This is a genomic window from Allobosea sp. 05T439 (assembly GCF_056396005.1).
Genome location: NZ_JBFTKP010000012.1, coordinates 57685 through 74856, shown reverse-complemented (window position 1 = coordinate 74856; position 17172 = coordinate 57685). Strand labels below are relative to the sequence as shown.

Below are 17172 nucleotides of genomic sequence, written 5' to 3'. Positions count from 1 at the left end.
TCAGCCGAGCTTGCCCGCAGATCATGGCCACTGCCACCGCCCTCGTTGCCCGTCTCGACAGTCAAGAGGCGGAGTATCGCGTCCAGCCCCATAATATCGAGGCTGAGCAGGCGCTGCTGGGTGCAATCCTGGTCAATAACGACGCGTTCTACCGCGTCTCGGACTTCCTGCTGCAGGACCATTTCTTCGAGCCGATCCACCAGCGCATCTTCGAGTTGACCGCGAGTTTGATCCGAGCGGGCAAGATCGCGACGCCGATCACGTTGAAGACATTTCTCGCCGAGATCGATCTTGGCGGCATCACGGCCTCGCAATATCTCGCGCGCCTCGCGGCCGAGGCCACGACCATCATCAACGCGCAGGATTACGGGCGCACCATCTACGAACTCGCCATCCGGCGCCTGCTCATTGGCGTCGGTGAGGATCTGGTCAACGTCGCCTATGACGCACCGGTCGAGATGGCGCCTCGCGAGCAGATCGAGGAAGCCGAGCGTCGGCTCTATGAACTGGCCGAGAAGGGCCGCTACGAGGGCGGGTTCCAGAAATTCGATGGCGCGCTTCGCCTCGCGATCGACATGGCGGCGAGCGCCTACCAGCGCGCCGGCGGTCTCTCAGGCATCTCGTCCGGCCTCCGCGATCTCGACGCGCGCATGGGCGGCCTGCAGCGCTCGGACCTGATCGTGCTGGCCGGTCGCCCGGCCATGGGCAAGACCTCGCTTGCGACCAATATCGCGTTCAACATCGCCAAGGCCTGGCGCGGCGAGCGACAGGATGACGGTTCGCTCAAATCCGTCGACGGCGGTATCGTCGCCTTCTTCTCACTCGAAATGTCGGCCGACCAGCTCGCGACCCGTATCGTCGCCGAACAATCGGGCATCTCGTCATACAAGATCAGGCAGGGCCGCATCTCCGAAGGCGATTTCGCGCGGCTGGCCGATGTCGCAAACCAGATCGAGAAACTGCCGCTCTATATCGACCAGACCGGTGGCCTCTCGATCGCCCAACTGATGGCGCGCGCGCGACGGCTGAAGCGCCAGAAGGGGCTCGATGCTCTCTTCATCGACTACCTCCAGCTGCTCTCGGGCTCGGCCAAGAAGGGCGAGAACCGCGTGCAGGAACTGACCGAGATCACGACCAGCCTGAAGGCGCTGGCCAAGGAACTCTCGGTACCGATCATCGCGCTCTCGCAGCTCTCGCGCCAGGTCGAGAACCGCGACGACAAGCGGCCCCAGCTCTCGGACCTGCGCGAATCGGGCTCGATCGAGCAGGACGCTGACGTCGTGATGTTCGTCTATCGCGAGGAATATTACCTCAAGGGCAAGGAACCGCGTGCCGGCACGCCGGAACATGCGACCTGGCTCAACGAGATGGAGGTGGCCCATGGTCTCGCCGAGTTGATCATCGGCAAACAGCGTCACGGCCCGACCGGCACCATCGCCCTGCAGTTCGATGCCGACGTCACACGCTTCTCCGACCGCGCCGAAGAAGCCCATTTGCCGGAACAGATATGACCGCCTTCGATACCCCGGATGCCGGCATGGCCGGCGCGACACTGACGATCGATCTCGGGGCGCTGGTAGCGAATTGGCGTGCGCTCGGACAGCGTGCCAGCGGGGCCGAGACCAGCGCCGTGGTCAAGGCCGACGCCTATGGCATCGGCATCGAGCCAGCGGTCACAGCTCTCGCCAAGGCCGGCTGCCGGACGTTCTTCGTCGCCCATCTGTCCGAGGGCATTCGGGCACGAGCCGTGGATCCGGACGCGGCGATCTATGTGCTGAACGGCCTCTTGCCGGAAACCTGCGGCCACTTTGCCCTGCACGGCCTGTCACCGGTGCTCGGTTCGCATGAAGAACTGCTCGAATGGGCCGCTTTCCGCCAGGGCGGAGCCGCGGTCAGGTCGGCGGCACTGCATGTCGACACCGCGATGAACCGGCTCGGGCTCTGGGCCGGCGAAGGCTTGAACCTCGCGCGTGAGCGCTCAGGCACGATCACGGCCGCAGGCATCGGTCTTGTGATGTCGCATTTCGCCTCATCCGAGGATGAGGCCGATCCAGCCAACGCGCGACAGGCCGCAGCCTTCGCCGATATTGCAGCCGCCTTCCCCGGCATTCCCGCCTCGCTGAAGAACTCTTCGGGTCATTTCCTCAAGGATGTCCCATCCTATCAGCTCACCCGGCCGGGCTACGCACTCTATGGCGGCAACCCGACGCCGAACCAGCCGAACCCGATGCAGCCTGTCATCGGGCTGGAGGCACGCATTCTCCAACTGCGCGAGGTCCAGGCCGGCACGCAGGTGGGCTATAACGGCCGCTGGACCGCACCGGGGCCGCGCAAGCTCGCCACGATCTGCCTCGGCTATGCCGATGGCTACCCGCGCAATGCGAGCTGGACGGATAGCAGCACCGGCGGTTCGGCGATCGTTGGCGGCGTTACCTGCCCCTTCGTCGGCACGGTTTCGATGGACCTGATCATCATCGATGTCACGGATGCGCCTGCCGCTGCCGCCGTGCGGGGCGCGCCGGTGACGCTGATCGGCGGGCCGCTCGACATCGAGACGGTGGGCGCTGGAGCCAAGACCATCGGCTACGAGATCCTGACCGGGCTGGGCGGGCGCTATGCGCGCCGCTATGTCGGGCTCTAGTGCCGAATGGCGAAACGCGGTCCAACCTATACCTGCCAAGCCTGCGGCGCAGTCTATCATCGCTGGCAGGGCAAATGCGACGCCTGCGGCACATGGTCGTCGCTCAGCGAGGAAGCGCAGGCTGCGCCGGTGCCGGGCGGACGCGGCTCGTCGAACGGCCGCGCGCGGGGCCGTGTCTTTGCGCTCGAGACGCTCAAAGGCGAGACACAGGATGCTCCCCGCATTGTCGCCGGCATCGGTGAGCTCGACCGCGTCACCGGTGGCGGTTTCGTGCCCGGCTCTGTGCTGTTGATCGGCGGCGATCCCGGCATCGGCAAATCGACCCTGCTGATGCAGGCTTGTGCGGCGCTCGCCAATGGCGGCCATCGCGTCGTCTATGTCTCGGGCGAAGAATCGACCGGGCAGGTCCGCCTGCGGGCCGAACGCATGGGCCTCGCCGATGCGCCGGTCGACCTCGCTGCAGAAACCAATGTCGAGGACATCGTCGCCACCCTCAATCAGGGTCAGCGTCCGGCCCTCGTCGTGATCGATTCGATCCAGACCATGTGGTCGGGCGAGGTTGAAAGCGCGCCGGGCACAGTGACGCAGGTACGAGGCTCGGCCCAGGCATTGATCCGCTATGCCAAGACCAGCGGCGCCTGCCTGATCCTCGTAGGCCATGTCACTAAGGACGGTCAGATCGCCGGGCCGCGTGTGGTCGAGCATATGGTCGACGCCGTTCTCTCCTTCGAGGGCGAAGGCGCACATGCCTTCCGCGTCCTGCGCGGGCAGAAGAACCGCTTCGGAGCAACTGACGAGATCGGCGTCTTCGAGATGACCGGCAAGGGATTGTCGGAAGTCACCAATCCATCGGCCCTTTTCCTGGCGGGCCGGGATCAGGCCGCCCCTGGGGCCGCGGTCTTCGCCGGAGTTGAGGGCACGCGGCCGGTGCTGGTCGAGATCCAGGCGCTGGTCTCGCCGACCTCACTTGGCACGCCGCGGCGCGCTGTCGTCGGCTGGGAGAACAGCCGTCTCGCGATGGTGCTTGCCGTGCTCGAAACCCATGGCGGCCTAAGGCTCGGCCAGCATGATGTCTATCTCAACGTAGCCGGCGGCCTGCGGGTCAACGAGCCGGCCGCGGATCTGGCGGTTGCCGCCTCGCTGATCTCCTCGCTKACCGGAGCGATTCTGCCGGCCGAAGGCGTTTATTTTGGCGAGATCGCACTGTCGGGGGCGATTCGTCCGGTTTCCGTCACGGCTGCCCGCTTGCGCGAGGCTGCCAAGCTCGGCTTCGAGGCTGCACTCTTTCCCGCAGGTGGAGCAGATTTCGGCGATGGCAGCGGGCTGGGACTGCGCCGTTTCGGGCATGTTGCGGAGCTCGTCGCCGATATCGCGGCTCGCGCTCCTCGCAGGGATGTGAAATGAACCGCCCCCAAGGGTGACGGAACCCCTTCGAACGCGTATAGCAAAATCGTTGCGGCCAGCCCATTTCTTGCGGGCCACCCCTAGATGCTAGAGAAGCGGCTTCCTACATGCCTGTCACAATCCTCGATCTCGTCGTCATCGGCGTGGTTCTGATCTCGGCGTTGCTGGCCGCTGTGCGCGGGCTGACACGAGAAGTGTTGGCTATCGCGTCCTGGGCGACGGCAGCTGTGGTGGCTTGGGTGTTTCATCCCCAGCTCCTGCCGCTGGCGCAGCAACATATCCCGAACCAGACCATCGCGTTGGTCGCCGTGATCGCGGCCCTGTTCCTGGTAACCTTGATCATCGTGTCGCTCGTGACTGCCCGGATTTCCGATTTCGTCCTCGACTCGCGTATCGGCGCGCTCGACCGGACGCTCGGCTTTGTCTTCGGCGCCGCCCGCGGGCTGCTGCTGGCGGTGATCGGTTACGTGTTCTTCACCGCGCTGATGGGCGACAAGAATCTCCCGACCTGGGCAAAGGACGCCAAGGCCAAGCCGATCCTCGAAGAGACCGGCCGCTCGCTTTTGACGATGCTGCCGCAGGACATCAATTCTGACTTCGTCAAGAAGCTGCTGAAGCCCAAGACCGGCGAAGAGCCCGCCGAGGCGCCGGCCGAGGAGCCGCGCCCACCGGCGAGCCCGACCGCTGACCCGCAGCGCCGCACTGAAGTGCCGAACGCCAACGACCGCCAGGCGCTACAGCGTGCGATCGAAGGCACCCGCCCGGGAACGCCTGCCCAAACTCGTCCGTAATTGGAGCGTAACGCAGCCGTGTTACAGCGTATGGAGCCCGTAATGACGTCTCAACCCGAGACCCACGACGCCTTCGATCCCTATGCCGACCGGCTGCGCGAGGAATGCGGCGTCTTCGGCATCTTCGGTCATGCCGATGCCGCCGCGCTGACCGCGCTCGGCCTGCATGCTCTCCAGCATCGTGGCCAGGAAGCGGCTGGTATCGTGACCTTCGACGGCAGGCGCTTCCATTCGGAGCGGCGTCTCGGCCTTGTCGGCGATGCGTTTTCGGAAGCCTCGGTCATCGACAATCTCCAGGGCGCGCAGGCGATCGGTCATGTGCGCTATTCGACAACGGGGGAAACGATCCTCCGAAACGTCCAGCCGCTCTTCGCCGAGCTGCATGGCGGCGGCTTTGCCGTTGCGCATAACGGCAACCTCACCAACGGCCTGACGCTGCGCCGCAACCTTGTCCGTGACGGTGCGATCTATCAGTCGACCTCCGATACGGAGGTGCTGCTCCATCTTGTCGCCCGCAGCCGCAAGACCCGCTTCATCGATCGTTTTGTCGATGCCATCCGCCAGATCGAGGGCGCTTATGCCTTCGTCGGCATCACCAACAAGAAGTTGATTGGCGCTCGCGATCCGTTGGGCATCCGCCCGCTCGTGCTCGGCGAGCTCGACGGGGCACCGATCCTGACCTCCGAGACCTGTGCGCTCGACATCATCGGCGCCAAGTTCGTCCGTGAGGTCGAGAACGGCGAAGTCGTCGTCATCTCCGAGGACGGCATCGAGAGCCACAAGCCCTTCCCGCCGGTTGCGGAACGCCCCTGCATCTTCGAGTATATCTACTTCGCCCGGCCGGACTCGATCGTGAAGGGCCAGAGCATCTATGAACGTCGCAAGCGCATGGGCGCGCAGCTGGCCTCGGAAGCGCCGGCAAATGCCGATGTGATCGTGCCCGTACCGGATTCGGGCGTGCCGGCGGCGCTGGGCTTTGCCCAGGCAAGCGGCGTTCCCTTCGAGCTCGGCATTATCCGCAACCATTATGTCGGGCGCACCTTCATCGAGCCGACCCAGAAGGTCCGCGAACTCGGCGTGCGGCTGAAGCATTCGGCCAACCGCAGCGTGGTCGAGGGCAAGAGTATCGTTCTGGTCGACGACTCGATCGTGCGCGGTACGACCTCGTTCAAGATCGTCAAGATGATGCGCGAGGCTGGAGCGCGCGAGGTGCATTTCCGCATCTCGTCGCCGCCGATCACCCATCCCGACTACTACGGCATCGACACGCCCGACCGCGAGAAGCTGCTGGCGGCAACGCATACCCTTGAGGAGATGCGCCAGTTCGTCGGCGCGGATTCGCTCGCCTTTCTCTCGGTCGACGGTCTTTACCGCGCCATGGGGCATGAACGGCGCGATCCCGCCCGGCCGCAATTCACCGACCATTGCTTCACCGGCGACTACCCGACCTCGCTGACCGACGTCATCGGCGAGAGCGCCAAGCAGGAATTGTCCCTCTTGGCCGAAGCCGGCTGATCACAAGAGTCTATGATGACCAAGCCTCTCGCAGGGCGCGTCGCGCTCGTCACTGGCGCGTCGCGCGGTATTGGCCGCGCCGCAGCCCTCGCCTTCGCCAATGCCGGCGCCCATGTCGTTGCTCTGGCGCGAACCTCCGGCGCGCTTGAAGAACTCGATGATGAGATTCAGGGCATTGGCGGCAGTGCGACGCTGGTTCCTGTCGACCTCGGCGATGCGGCTGCGATCGAGAAGCTTGGCCCCGCTCTGCTGCAGCGCTGGGGCAAACTCGACATCCTGCTCGCCAATGCCGGCATCCTCGGCCCCCTGACCCCGCTCACCCATGCCTCGCCGAAGGAATGGGCCAAGGTGTTCGAAACCAATGTCACGGCCAACTGGCGCCTGATCAAATCGGTCGAACCGGCCCTGCAGGCCTCGGATTCGGGCCGGGTCATCGTGATGTCGTCAGGTGCGGCGCATAAGTGCCTGGCCTATTGGGGCCCGTACTCGATCTCGAAGGCGGCCGTCGAGGCCATGGCGCGCACCTATGCAGCCGAGACCGTGACGACCCCGCTCAAGGTGATGATCGTCAACCCCGGCCCCCTGCGCACCCGCATGCGGGAAGAAGCGATGCCGGGCGAGGATCCGCTGACGCTGAAGACCCCGGAAGACCTCGCTCCGCATCTCGTACGCCTGGCCTCGCCCGATTGGGCGGAGACCGGCAAGATTTTCGATTTTCCGCAGGGCAAGGTACTGAGCCCGCAAATGCCGGCCTAAATTGGCGCGCGTCCTGGGGGGCGCAAAGTGGCGATCCCTCTCTTTAGGCAGCATCGGATTTTCCCCGAGAGGTGGATTCCACTTTTCGGTCTGATGCCCTGCTCGAGAGCAATCAGTCTCCCGCGCGCGGCGCCGCACGCGCCAGCGTGATCAGATCGGGGATGGTGAGGTTTGGCAGCGCCGCCATCTCGTCGAGCGTAAACCAGCGTATCTCGACATGCTCGTCGCAGAGGTTGACCGCGTCCCCGCCCGCCCAGGCATGCACGACGTAGATGTGGTGCAGCGCCTCGCCATTGCGCTCCGGAAAGCGCTCCGGCTCCGACAGCACCAGCTGATACCGTGTCGGGACAAGGCCAACTTCCTCACGGCATTCGCGCAGAAGCGCTTCCTGGAGGCCTTCCCCCGGTTCGACCCGGCCACCGATCGCATCCCAGTGATCGGCCCATGCGCGCTTCCAGGATGCCCTCAAGCCGAGCAGAACCTTGTTTTCCGGGCTGACGAACAGGGCGCTGACCGTCTCGAGCATCCGCCCCTCCATCTGGCCTACTCCGCCCGCAACCAGCGGAACAATGCGGCGTCGTCTCCGCTCTCCAGAGCAGTCGCGACCCGTCGACCGACCGCGGCGCCAAATTTGTAGCCATGCCCCGAACATGCGGAGACCGCGAGCGCCTTGCCAATCCGGCGCGCGAAGAATGTGCCATCCTCGGTGAAGGTATAGGCGCAGGTCGCGGTACGCTTGACGCGATACTCATCGAGCCGAGCGAGCGGCGGGGCAAAATAGTCGCGGATCTGCTCGCCCTCCCCGGGACGAGGCTCGCGCTCCTCGTCGGGCTCTCTCGGGCGGCGATGGATTCCTGCGCCCAGCTTCAGTTCGGTCCCGTCCACCGGCGGCAGGATGTAACCGTGTCTGTCGCCACCGACGCTGACCATGGCAGGCGCACGCTGCCAGGCGTCACGGAGATCCCCGGGCGGATCGAGATAGACGACCGCAGTGCGGTAGGTCTTCAGCGCATCGCCGAGTTCCGGGAACAGGCGCAGCACCCAGGCCCCAGCCGTCACCACGACCTGGTCGGCAGCAATCCGCGCCCCATCGTCAAGGATGGCGACGCCGGCATCCGGCTCCACGGCAGAAACACGCGCATTGGCCTGAATCGCGACGCCGCGTTCCGCCAGAAGTCGGAGCAGATCCGCCGCAATCCGTGCCGGAAAGAGAGCGCCGCCGTCGGCACTGAAATAGGCGTAGCGGAGGCTTGCCGCATCGAGAAAGGGCCAGCGCGTCGCGGCTTCGGCAGGCGCATGCAGCGTATAAGGCTGTGACGTCCGGTCGAGCCCGTCGCGATACTGCTCGCCCTCGTCGCCCTCCTGCAGCGAGACGCCGAGAACGCCGCAATTGGCGAGGTGGGACCGGCCGAGATCAGCCCACATCTCGTCCCATGCCGCGAAGGCCTCCGGGATGGTGCGGGCATAGCCATCGGCACTGCCATAGGCGCGACGGATGATGCGATGCTGGTCGCCCGAGGCGGCGTAGGGATTGGGAATCACCGGCGCCTGCTCGAGCAGCGTTACGTCATGGCCACGTCCGCTGAGAGCCCAGGCCGTCGCAAGGCCGCCAATGCCCGCGCCGACGACGGTGACCTTCACTTGCGCTTGTTGCGATCGTAGGGATTGTCACCGCCGCGCGTATGCAGGCGGATCGGTGTGCCCGGCAGCTCGAATGCCTCGCGCAGATTGTTGACGAGATAGCGCGTATAGGACACCGGCAAATGGTCGAGCTGGTTGCCGAACAGCGCGAAAGTCGGCGGGCGCGCCTTTGCCTGCGTCATATAGCGGATCTTGATGCGGCGTCCGGCGACGGCCGGAGGCGGGTGAGCCGAGAGCACGCCTTCGAGCCAGCGGTTGATCCGCGCCGTGGAGACGCGGCGATTCCAGACGTCATAGCTGGCGAAGACAGCCTGCATCAGCCGGTCGATACCCTCGCCCGCCAGACCTGACAGCGGAACGATCTGCACGCCGCGCACCTGCGCCAGCAAATGGTTCGCCTTCTCCTTGAGCTCGGCCAGCAGGCCTTGCTTGTCGGCAACGAGATCCCACTTGTTCAGCCCGATGACAACCGACCGGCCTTCGCGCTCGGTCAGGTCGACCAGCGTCAGGTCCTGTTTCTCGAAGGGAATGGTCGAATCGAGCAGGACGACGACGACTTCGGCGAACCGAATGGCCCGAAGCGCATCGGCGACCGAGAGCTTTTCGAGCTTCTCCTCGATGCGGGCGCGCTTGCGCATGCCCGCCGTGTCGAAGAGCTTGACCGGGCGGCTGCGCCACTCCCAGTCAACCGAGATGGTGTCTCGGGTKATCCCGGCTTCCGGTCCCGTCAGCAGCCGGTCTTCGCCAATCATCCGGTTGACCAGCGTCGACTTGCCGGCATTGGGGCGGCCGATAATGGTGACGCGCAGCGGCTTGTTGGGGTCGCTGTCTTCATCGAGATCCGCGGCGGGAGCTTCGGCCCAGGCTTGATCGTCCTCGTCTTCGTCTGGCTCGTCGGCAATGAATGGCACGAGCGCTTCGAGCAGATCCGCGGTGCCTTCGCCATGTTCGGCCGAGAACGGAACGGGGTCGCCGAGCCCGAGCGCATAGGCCTCGAATGTGCCGTCCTTGCCCTTGTTCCCTTCCGCCTTGTTGGCGAGCAGGATCACAGGCTTTCCAGAACGGCGCACCAGATCCGCGAAGGGTTGGTCCATCGGCGTCAGGCCAAGCCGCGCATCGATCATGAAAAGGATCACGTCGGCCTGAGCGATCGCGGTCTCGGTCTGAGCGCGCATGCGGCCCGCAAGGGAGTCCTTGTCGGCCTCCTCGAGTCCGGCGGTATCGATGATGCGGAAGCGCAGATGGCCGAGTGAGGCATCACCTTCGCGCCGGTCGCGGGTCACGCCCGGCCGGTCATCGACCAGAGCGAGCTTCTTGCCCACGAGCCGGTTGAAGAGCGTCGATTTGCCGACATTCGGCCGGCCGATGATGGCGACGGTCGCGGTCATGGTGTTCAAATTCGTCCTGTTACGCGCCGGGATCGGCGCGTCGGGTCAATTCTTGGTCTCGACGGCGCCGCCGCGCACCAGCGCAAGATAGAGATCGGTACGCTGGCGCAGCACCTGCGGCGATTGCGGATCGGTCACGATGGCATCGAACCAGCGGCCGGCATCCTCGAACAGATTGGCCTTGAGGGCGGCAATGCCGAGAAACTCACGGGCCGAATGGCGCCAGACGCCCTGCGGAGACGCGAGCGGCTCAAGCGCGGCGCGGGTCTCGGCATAGGGCGCAAGATCGACGCGCAACATCCCGGCACGAAGCCGGGCAAGATCGCGATAGAGCTGATCGAGAGAGCTGTCATTCGCCAGTGCGTCGAAGGCCGTTGCGCCCGCGGCAGCGTCGCGCTTGCCGGTTTCGGCAGCCAGGCGGAACCGCGCGATCTGGCGGTATCCCGCCGGCGCGTTGGCCGCGAGGTCAACGAGGATCGACTCCGCCTCGGCGCCGCGATTGTCGCGCGAAGCCCTCAGCGCCTCTTCCAGCCGCGCACCCACGGCCTGCGAAGCCTGCTGCTCGCGATACAGCCAGACCTGCCAGGCTGCGACGGCCACGACAGCAGCCACGGCCAAACCGATCAGCAGGTTGCCATATTTCTTCCAGAGCGCCGCCGCCTTGTCGCGCCGGACCTCCTCGTCGATCTCACGAAAAATATCGGCCATAGGGTGTCACAATCCTCTTCACCCTGCCGGGTAGCATTTTCGCTGGCCGATTGCGAGCCGGATCAAGCGTGGCGTGGCGTGGTGGGTTCAGCCCTGAACAGCAAACTGCCGTCACCATAGGAATAGAACCGATATTTCTCCGCGATCGCATGGGCATAGGCCTGTTTCATGAGGTCGAGCCCGCAGAAAGCCGAGACCAGCATGAACAGTGTCGAGCGCGGCAGGTGAAAGTTCGTCATCAGGATATCGACGGCCCGGAAGCGATAGCCTGGCGTGATGAAGATGGCCGTATCACCGGAGAATGGCGCGACGACCCCGTTCTCACCGGCAGCGCTCTCGAGCAGCCGCAGGGCCGTGGTCCCAACGGCAACGATGCGGCCTCCCCTTGCCTTGACCTGGTTCAGCGCTGCTGCGGTCTCAGTGCTCACGCTACCCCATTCGGCATGCATGCGGTGTTCGCGCGTATCCTCGGCCTTGACCGGGAGGAACGTGCCCGCGCCGACATGAAGCGTCACGAAATGGCGGGAAACGCCGTGCGCGTCGAGGGCTGCAAACAGCTCCGGCGTGAAGTGGAGACCGGCGGTCGGGGCGGCCACGGCTCCATCCATACGGGCGTGAACCGTCTGATAGTCGTGGGCATCGGCCAGATCGGTCGGCCGCTTGCCCGCGATATAGGGCGGGAGCGGCAACTCACCCAGCCGCGCGATCGCTTCATCGAGCACCGGACCGGACCAGGCAAAGCGCAACTCGACCTCGCCGCCCTCGCCCTTTCCGACGACCTCGGCATGCAGCGCGCCGAGCTCGCACGCATTCGATGCCGCATCCGAGCCGAACACGACCGTCTCGCCGAGAGCGAGCTTCTTGGCCGGCCTGGCAAACGCGAGCCATCGGTCGGATGCTTCGCGCTTGTGCAGCATGATCTCGACGCGCGCCGAGGCCTCTCCCCTGACGCGCCGGCCGTAGAGCCGGGACGGGATCACGCGCGTATCGTTGAGGACGAGCGCGTCGCCGGGTTGAAGCAGGCTGGCGAGTTCGCGAACGCCGCGATCCTCGAATGGTTCGGCTGCATCCGGCCGCACCACGAGCATCCGCGCAGCATCGCGTGGGCTGACGGGCCTCAGCGCGATACGTTCTTCCGGCAGGTCGAAGTCGAAAAGTTCGACATCCACGATCGAATCCGCCTCACAAAACTGCGAACCAGAACAAGATGAGCCCCCATCCGTCGGGACGCGCCTGCGGCGCTGCCGGGATGAGGGCTCATCTGAACTCAGGCCCCGTTCGAACGGGGCCCGTGGCGATATCAGGCCGCGTCGGCCATCACCTTCATCGAGACGATGGAGTCCGGCTCACGCACCGGCTCGCCCCGCTTGATGTTGTCGACATTCTCCATGCCTTCAACGACCTGCCCCCAGACCGTGTACTGCTTGTCGAGGAAGCGGGCGTCGTCGAAGACGATGAAGAACTGGCTGTTGGCCGAGTTCGGGTTCTGCGAACGGGCCATCGAGCAGATGCCCCGAACATGCGGCTCGGCGTTGAACTCGGCCTTCAGGTCCGGCAGGTCGGAGCCGCCGGTGCCGGTGCCATGCGGGCAGCCGACCTGCGCCATGAAGCCATCAATGACGCGGTGGAAGACGATGCCGTCATAGAAGCCCTGGCGCGCCAGCGTCTTCAGGCGCTCGACATGGGCAGGGGCGAGGTCGGGGCGCAGCTTGATGACAACGCGGCCCTTTGTGGTTTCCATGACGAGGGTGTTCTCGGGATCGAGCGACATCAGATCGGCCTTTCATTGGACGGCGCACGGCCGTGGAAGCGAATGGTGAAGGGTCGCCCCGCGATACTCGCTCCGAAGCGCGGCGACAACCTCACAGGTGCGCAGTTTCGGATGGCGTCGATCACGGAGGCGGTGAACCGTTCCCGCAGATCGGGGTCGGTGCGGCGCGTTTCCCAGGTGACGCGCGGCTGGCCAAAGATGGTGCCGTCGCGCCGCAGGCTGAAGCGGACAGTCGCCATGGCGCTGTCGCTGGAGCCGGTCATCGCAGGCGGATTCCAGCAGCGTCGAAACGCTGGACCGAGCTCCGAAACGCGATCGACGGCGTCGCCTTCAAAGCTCCGCGTCACTGGCGAGACCGAACCGCTCAGCCCCGAATCGACAGGAGGCGGCAGGCTTGGAATGGCGCGGCGTGGCGCGTGTTCCCCGAACGGCCCGCCGATCCCCGGCAGGTAGCGCTGCCCCGTCGGTGGGGGCAGCACGGGATTCTGCGAGCCGGAAGGCGGAGGCAGAACCGGGTTCTGCGAGCCGGAGGGCGGTGGCAATCCCAGGTCGCGTGTGTCCTGTGCCGCGCCAGCGCCGACCATGACGATCGACAAGCCGGCGACGAACAGGGGCAGGACACGCGACATGCAGGTAGCCGCTCGTTGCTATTTCGCGTCGGACTGAAGACGCATGCGCACGATCTTGTCGGGGCCGCTGACCTGGCCATTATTGGCCGAGCTGCCCTTCTTGATCTTGCGCGCCACATCCATGCCGGACACTACTTCGCCGAACAGCGTGTACTGCCCCGTCAGCGAACCGCAGCCTTCGTAGCAGATGAAGAACTGGGAATTGGCGGAATCGGGCGAGGCGGAACGCGCCATGCCGACCGAGCCGACCTTGTAGGGCGTGGGGCTGAATTCAGCCGGGAGATTAGGCAGGTCTGACTTGCCCGTGCCGGTGCCGGTGGGGTCGCCGGTCTGGGCCATGAAGCCGTCGATGACGCGATGGAAGACGATACCATCATAGAAGCCACGCTTGGTCAGCGCCTTGATCTGCTCGACATGCTTGGGCGCCAGATCGGGACGAAGACGAATCGTGATGTTGCCGTCCTTGGTCTCGAGCACGACCGTATTGTTGGGATCGGAGGCCGGCGCTTGCGCCTGAGCGCAGCCGAGCGACGCAGCAAGGGCGAGAATGGCGAGAGAACTGCGCAGCATGTGAAGCATCTCCGTCGTTGCCGGAGGATCCGGCCGATCATCACCGGCGTCGTAACGGCATCCTTTGACGGGAACAAGGCGTTGAGCCGCCACATCTGGAGCATGCTGCACTGCACAAGAGCAAACTTCATTTAACTTGCAAAAAGATCAGGCTAGCGCTGCCTAAATGGGTGACAGCCCTGTCACAATCGGATACTCATCTGGCGCTGGGCTCGCTCGGGGAAACCTTGAGCGCCGCGGACCAGGTCTCGGGAGGAACAAACGCCCGCCTAGTATATGAGTCGCACGCAACCAGATGTGCGCCGTTACTGCGGAAAAAACAGACTCCAGGGCAAGGCTTCGGCCTTGCCCTTTGTTTTTGGCGTTACCGTCCGCGGCCGATCAAAGATCGTAGGCCGACCAGATATACCAGACGAACACGAAGATGATTCCGGCCAGGATCGTTGTGATCAGCGCCTTCTTGGCGAGGCCCGGAAGCACGGGCGCGCCTGGCTCGGTGCCCTGAACGACCTCCCCGTCCTCCGCCTGACTGCGGACCCCGAACGGCAGGGTCACGAACAGAACCGTCCACCAGATCACGAAATAAACGGCGAGACCGCCAGCAATGGTCATGGCCTGATCCTTTCTCGGGCGGAGGCGGTCATCTCATGGCAAGCCAGCGGGATTGCGGCAAGGCTCCTCGCTGCCGCAGCCCCTCGCAATCCACGCGAAAGCCTATCCGACCAAGGCGACGCAGGAGAATGCGACGCGCGCTTCCGTGGGCACGCCGAAGCGCGCGGTATGGCGCGCCGGCAGGCCGCCGGGGAAATGCTTCACATATTCAGCATTGCAGGCGACGTAGTCGGATGGGTCGGTGATCAGCATCGTCATCTGCACGACACGGTCGAGGCTGCTGCCCGCTTCCGTCAGAATCTCGCTGATCCGCCCCAGCGCATTGCGAACCTCATCGACCGGTGTCGCACCGCGGTGGATGCCGTTCGCAGGATCATGCGGAGCCGAATGTCCGGAGACAAAGATAAGCCCCGCTGCCCGCGTCGCCGCACTGAACGGGCGTGGCGAGCCCGCTTCGGGCTCACCGAAGAACTCGATCATCAATCGTCTCCCGCTTGTTTCGCGCCGTCGGATCTCAGGCCTGTTCCAGTTCGACAAGCGTTCCGCAGAAATCCTTGGGGTGCAGGAACAGGACTGGCTTGCCATGGGCGCCGATGCGCGGCTCACCGGAACCGAGCACGCGCGCGCCCGTTGCCTTCAGCCGGTCCCGCGCAGCCAGGATGTCGTCGACCTCGTAGCAGATGTGATGAATGCCGCCATCGACATTCCGCTCGAGAAATTTCGCGACAGGCGAATCCGCTCCAAGGGGCTCGAGCAACTCGATCTTGGTGTTGGGCAGCTCGACGAAGACGACCGTGACGCCGTGCTCAGGCTGCGGCAGCGGCTGGGAGACGCGTGCACCGAGCGTATCGCGATAGAGCGCACTCGAGGCCGCAAGGTCCTTTACGGCGATGGCGACATGGTTGAGGCGACCAATCATTCAGAGCTCCCTTGCATCCGGCGAGAACACCGCCGTCCATACTGCCGATGATCTAGCCTTCCGCGCTGGCATCGGCCCGAAAACCGCAATCCAGTTTTCGGGCCGATATCTTAGACTTCGATCACCAGCGCATGCACCAGCGGCTTCTTGCCCCATTCCTCGTTGACGGTGCTACGCAGGCCACGCTCCAGCGCGTTGCGCAGCGCTTCAGGATCGCGGCGACGCGCCTTGGGGATGTTGTCGAGCAGGTCGGAGACCGCATCGGCGACCAGTTCGTCGAAGGGCGTGCCGTCGCGCGCGGCCGGCGGCAGGCCCAGCACGGCAATCTCTGGCTCGCCGGCGATACCGCCCTTGTCGTCAACCGCAACCGCGACCGAAATCATGCCGGCAAAGGAGAGCCGGCGGCGCTCCTGGATCGTCTTCTCCATGGCATTCACCAGGAGAGCCCCGTCCTGATAGAGCCGGCCATGGGGTGCTTCATCGATCTTGCCGGCGCCATCGGCCGTAATGGCGATGATGTCGCCATTGCCGGCACGAACGACGTTCTTGACGCCGAGCCCGCGTGCGAAGGCCGCGTGCTCGCTCAGATGCAGATCCTCTCCATGGGCGGGAATGGCGATCTTCGGTCGGAGCCAGCCATAGAGCCGGGCCATTTCCTCGCGGCGCGGATGGCCCGAGACATGGACGAGATGCGTGCGGTCCGTGATGATCTCGATATTGTCCCGTGCCAGTGCATTCAGGATGTTGCCGACCGCCTTCTCATTGCCCGGAATGGTGCGGGACGAGAAGATCACACGGTCGCCTGGCGACAGGGCGATCTCGGGATGATCGTCGGACGCAATGCGCGAGAGCGCGGCGCGCGGCTCACCCTGACTGCCGGTGAGCAGCGCCACAACCTTGTCGCGCGGCAGGTAGCCATAGTGCTCGACGGAGCGGAATGCCGGAATGCCGTCGAGATAGCCGCATTCGCGCGCGACATCGATGACACGGTCCATCGCACGGCCGACCACGACGACATCGCGATGACCGGCCATGGCAGCTTCGGCGACGGCCCGCAGCCGGGCCACATTCGAGGCGAATGTCGTGACGGCGACTCGGCCGGGCGCGGAAGCGACCAGTTCCTTCAGCTTGGCTGCGACGTCCGCCTCGCTCGGGCTGATGCCGTCACGCATAACGTTGGTCGAGTCGCAGATCAGGGCGAGCACGCCCTCGTCGCCGAGCTCGCGCAGTCGCTTCTCGTCGGTTGGCAGGCCGACCTGCGGCGTCGGGTCGATCTTCCAGTCGCCGGTATGAACGACGAGGCCGACCGGAGTACGGATCGCCAGCGCGCAGGATTCCGGAATGGAATGCGCCACCGGCACGAACTCGATCTCGAAGGGCCCCAGCGTAACATGTCCGCCCTGGGCGACGACGTTGATCGGCACCTTCGGAGCGCCGGGCTCGCCCAGCCGCCGCGTGGCAAGCAGCCCGGCCGCGAACTGTGTGCAGTAGACGGGCGCGCGCAGGGAGGGCCACAGCGCCGCGAGCGCGCCAATATGATCCTCATGCGCGTGGGTGATCACGATGCCAAGCAGATTGGCCCGCTCCTCGATGATGTAGCGCAGGTCGGGGAGGACGATGTCGACGCCCGGAACATCGGGACCGGCAAATGACAGGCCGCAATCAACCAGGATCCATTTGCGCCGCCCTTCAGGCCCGAAGCCATAGAGTGCCGCATTCATACCGATCTCGCCTAGGCCGCCGAGGGGAACGAAGACGAGTTGGTMGCTGGAACGGGTCACGGGAAATCCTAAGGCAAAAGGCAGGGCGCAGAGCGCGCCGGATGAG

The 17172-nt window shown here is 65.0% G+C and carries 18 protein-coding genes; 6 read left to right on the top strand and 12 right to left on the bottom strand.

From position 1 onward, the window contains the following. Window positions 1-23: 23 nt before the first annotated feature. From AC1DIO_RS15935 to AC1DIO_RS15910, 6 genes are all read left to right on the top strand, one after another. On the top strand, window positions 24-1511 hold the full coding sequence (locus AC1DIO_RS15935) for a replicative DNA helicase (protein WP_069880684.1): 1488 nt from the start codon (window positions 24-26) through the stop codon (window positions 1509-1511). Further along, a complete protein-coding gene (gene alr / locus AC1DIO_RS15930; protein ID WP_476770022.1) occupies window positions 1508-2641 on the top strand; it encodes an alanine racemase in 1134 nt (377 codons plus the stop codon). The genes AC1DIO_RS15935 and alr overlap by 4 nt, the downstream gene beginning before the upstream one ends. 6 nt (window positions 2642-2647) lie before the next feature. Then, window positions 2648-4045: a DNA repair protein RadA gene (radA, locus tag AC1DIO_RS15925; RefSeq protein ID WP_441491854.1), complete on the top strand. Its 1398-nt coding sequence runs from the start codon at window positions 2648-2650 to the stop codon at window positions 4043-4045. A 107-nt stretch (window positions 4046-4152) separates the two neighbouring features. Then, on the top strand, window positions 4153-4836 hold the full coding sequence (locus AC1DIO_RS15920; protein ID WP_441505517.1) for a CvpA family protein: 684 nt from the start codon (window positions 4153-4155) through the stop codon (window positions 4834-4836). 42 nt (window positions 4837-4878) lie between these two features. Further along, window positions 4879-6351, top strand: coding sequence for an amidophosphoribosyltransferase (purF, locus tag AC1DIO_RS15915; protein ID WP_476775416.1), 1473 nt, complete (start codon window positions 4879-4881; stop codon window positions 6349-6351). A 12-nt stretch (window positions 6352-6363) separates the two neighbouring features. Next, complete coding sequence (locus AC1DIO_RS15910) at window positions 6364-7107, top strand: SDR family NAD(P)-dependent oxidoreductase (protein ID WP_441491857.1); 744 nt, start codon at window positions 6364-6366, stop codon at window positions 7105-7107. A 112-nt stretch (window positions 7108-7219) separates the two neighbouring features. Here AC1DIO_RS15910 and AC1DIO_RS15905 read toward each other — a convergent pair whose 3' ends face one another. The 12 genes from AC1DIO_RS15905 to AC1DIO_RS15850 all read right to left on the bottom strand — a co-directional run bounded on the left by AC1DIO_RS15905 (window position 7220) and on the right by AC1DIO_RS15850 (window position 17126). After that, window positions 7220-7633 carry an NUDIX hydrolase gene (locus AC1DIO_RS15905; RefSeq protein ID WP_476770024.1) on the bottom strand — a complete coding sequence of 138 codons (414 nt, stop codon included), beginning with the start codon at window positions 7631-7633 and terminating at the stop codon, window positions 7220-7222. Between the two features lie 17 nt (window positions 7634-7650). Then, complete coding sequence (locus tag AC1DIO_RS15900) at window positions 7651-8748, bottom strand: NAD(P)/FAD-dependent oxidoreductase (RefSeq protein WP_441505514.1); 1098 nt, start codon at window positions 8746-8748, stop codon at window positions 7651-7653. Next, a complete protein-coding gene (der, locus tag AC1DIO_RS15895) occupies window positions 8745-10136 on the bottom strand; it encodes a ribosome biogenesis GTPase Der (protein WP_441491860.1) in 1392 nt (463 codons plus the stop codon). The genes AC1DIO_RS15900 and der overlap by 4 nt, the downstream gene beginning before the upstream one ends. A gap of 45 nt (window positions 10137-10181) precedes the next feature. Then, window positions 10182-10844 carry a tetratricopeptide repeat protein gene (locus AC1DIO_RS15890; RefSeq protein ID WP_441505513.1) on the bottom strand — a complete coding sequence of 221 codons (663 nt, stop codon included), beginning with the start codon at window positions 10842-10844 and terminating at the stop codon, window positions 10182-10184. Between the two features lie 62 nt (window positions 10845-10906). After that, window positions 10907-12013 carry a tRNA preQ1(34) S-adenosylmethionine ribosyltransferase-isomerase QueA gene (gene queA, locus AC1DIO_RS15885; protein WP_441505512.1) on the bottom strand — a complete coding sequence of 369 codons (1107 nt, stop codon included), beginning with the start codon at window positions 12011-12013 and terminating at the stop codon, window positions 10907-10909. Between the two features lie 131 nt (window positions 12014-12144). Beyond that, window positions 12145-12615 carry a peptidylprolyl isomerase gene (locus AC1DIO_RS15880; protein ID WP_441491863.1) on the bottom strand — a complete coding sequence of 157 codons (471 nt, stop codon included), beginning with the start codon at window positions 12613-12615 and terminating at the stop codon, window positions 12145-12147. Then, entirely contained in the window at window positions 12615-13244 is a 630-nt protein-coding gene (locus tag AC1DIO_RS15875; protein WP_441491864.1) for a hypothetical protein, read from the bottom strand. The genes AC1DIO_RS15880 and AC1DIO_RS15875 overlap by 1 nt, the downstream gene beginning before the upstream one ends. An 18-nt stretch (window positions 13245-13262) precedes the next feature. After that, window positions 13263-13814 (bottom strand): peptidylprolyl isomerase, encoded by a 552-nt coding sequence (locus AC1DIO_RS15870; protein ID WP_441491865.1) that lies wholly within the window; start codon window positions 13812-13814, stop codon window positions 13263-13265. A gap of 381 nt (window positions 13815-14195) precedes the next feature. Continuing rightward, window positions 14196-14426 carry a DUF1467 family protein gene (locus AC1DIO_RS15865; protein ID WP_069880671.1) on the bottom strand — a complete coding sequence of 77 codons (231 nt, stop codon included), beginning with the start codon at window positions 14424-14426 and terminating at the stop codon, window positions 14196-14198. A 102-nt stretch (window positions 14427-14528) separates the two neighbouring features. Beyond that, window positions 14529-14906 (bottom strand): RidA family protein, encoded by a 378-nt coding sequence (locus AC1DIO_RS15860; RefSeq protein ID WP_476770136.1) that lies wholly within the window; start codon window positions 14904-14906, stop codon window positions 14529-14531. Between the two features lie 34 nt (window positions 14907-14940). Further along, a complete protein-coding gene (gene mce, locus AC1DIO_RS15855) occupies window positions 14941-15345 on the bottom strand; it encodes a methylmalonyl-CoA epimerase (RefSeq protein WP_476770135.1) in 405 nt (134 codons plus the stop codon). A gap of 110 nt (window positions 15346-15455) precedes the next feature. After that, window positions 15456-17126, bottom strand: a complete 1671-nt coding sequence (locus tag AC1DIO_RS15850; RefSeq protein WP_476853673.1) for a ribonuclease J — start codon at window positions 17124-17126, stop codon at window positions 15456-15458. Window positions 17127-17172: the final 46 nt, after the last annotated feature.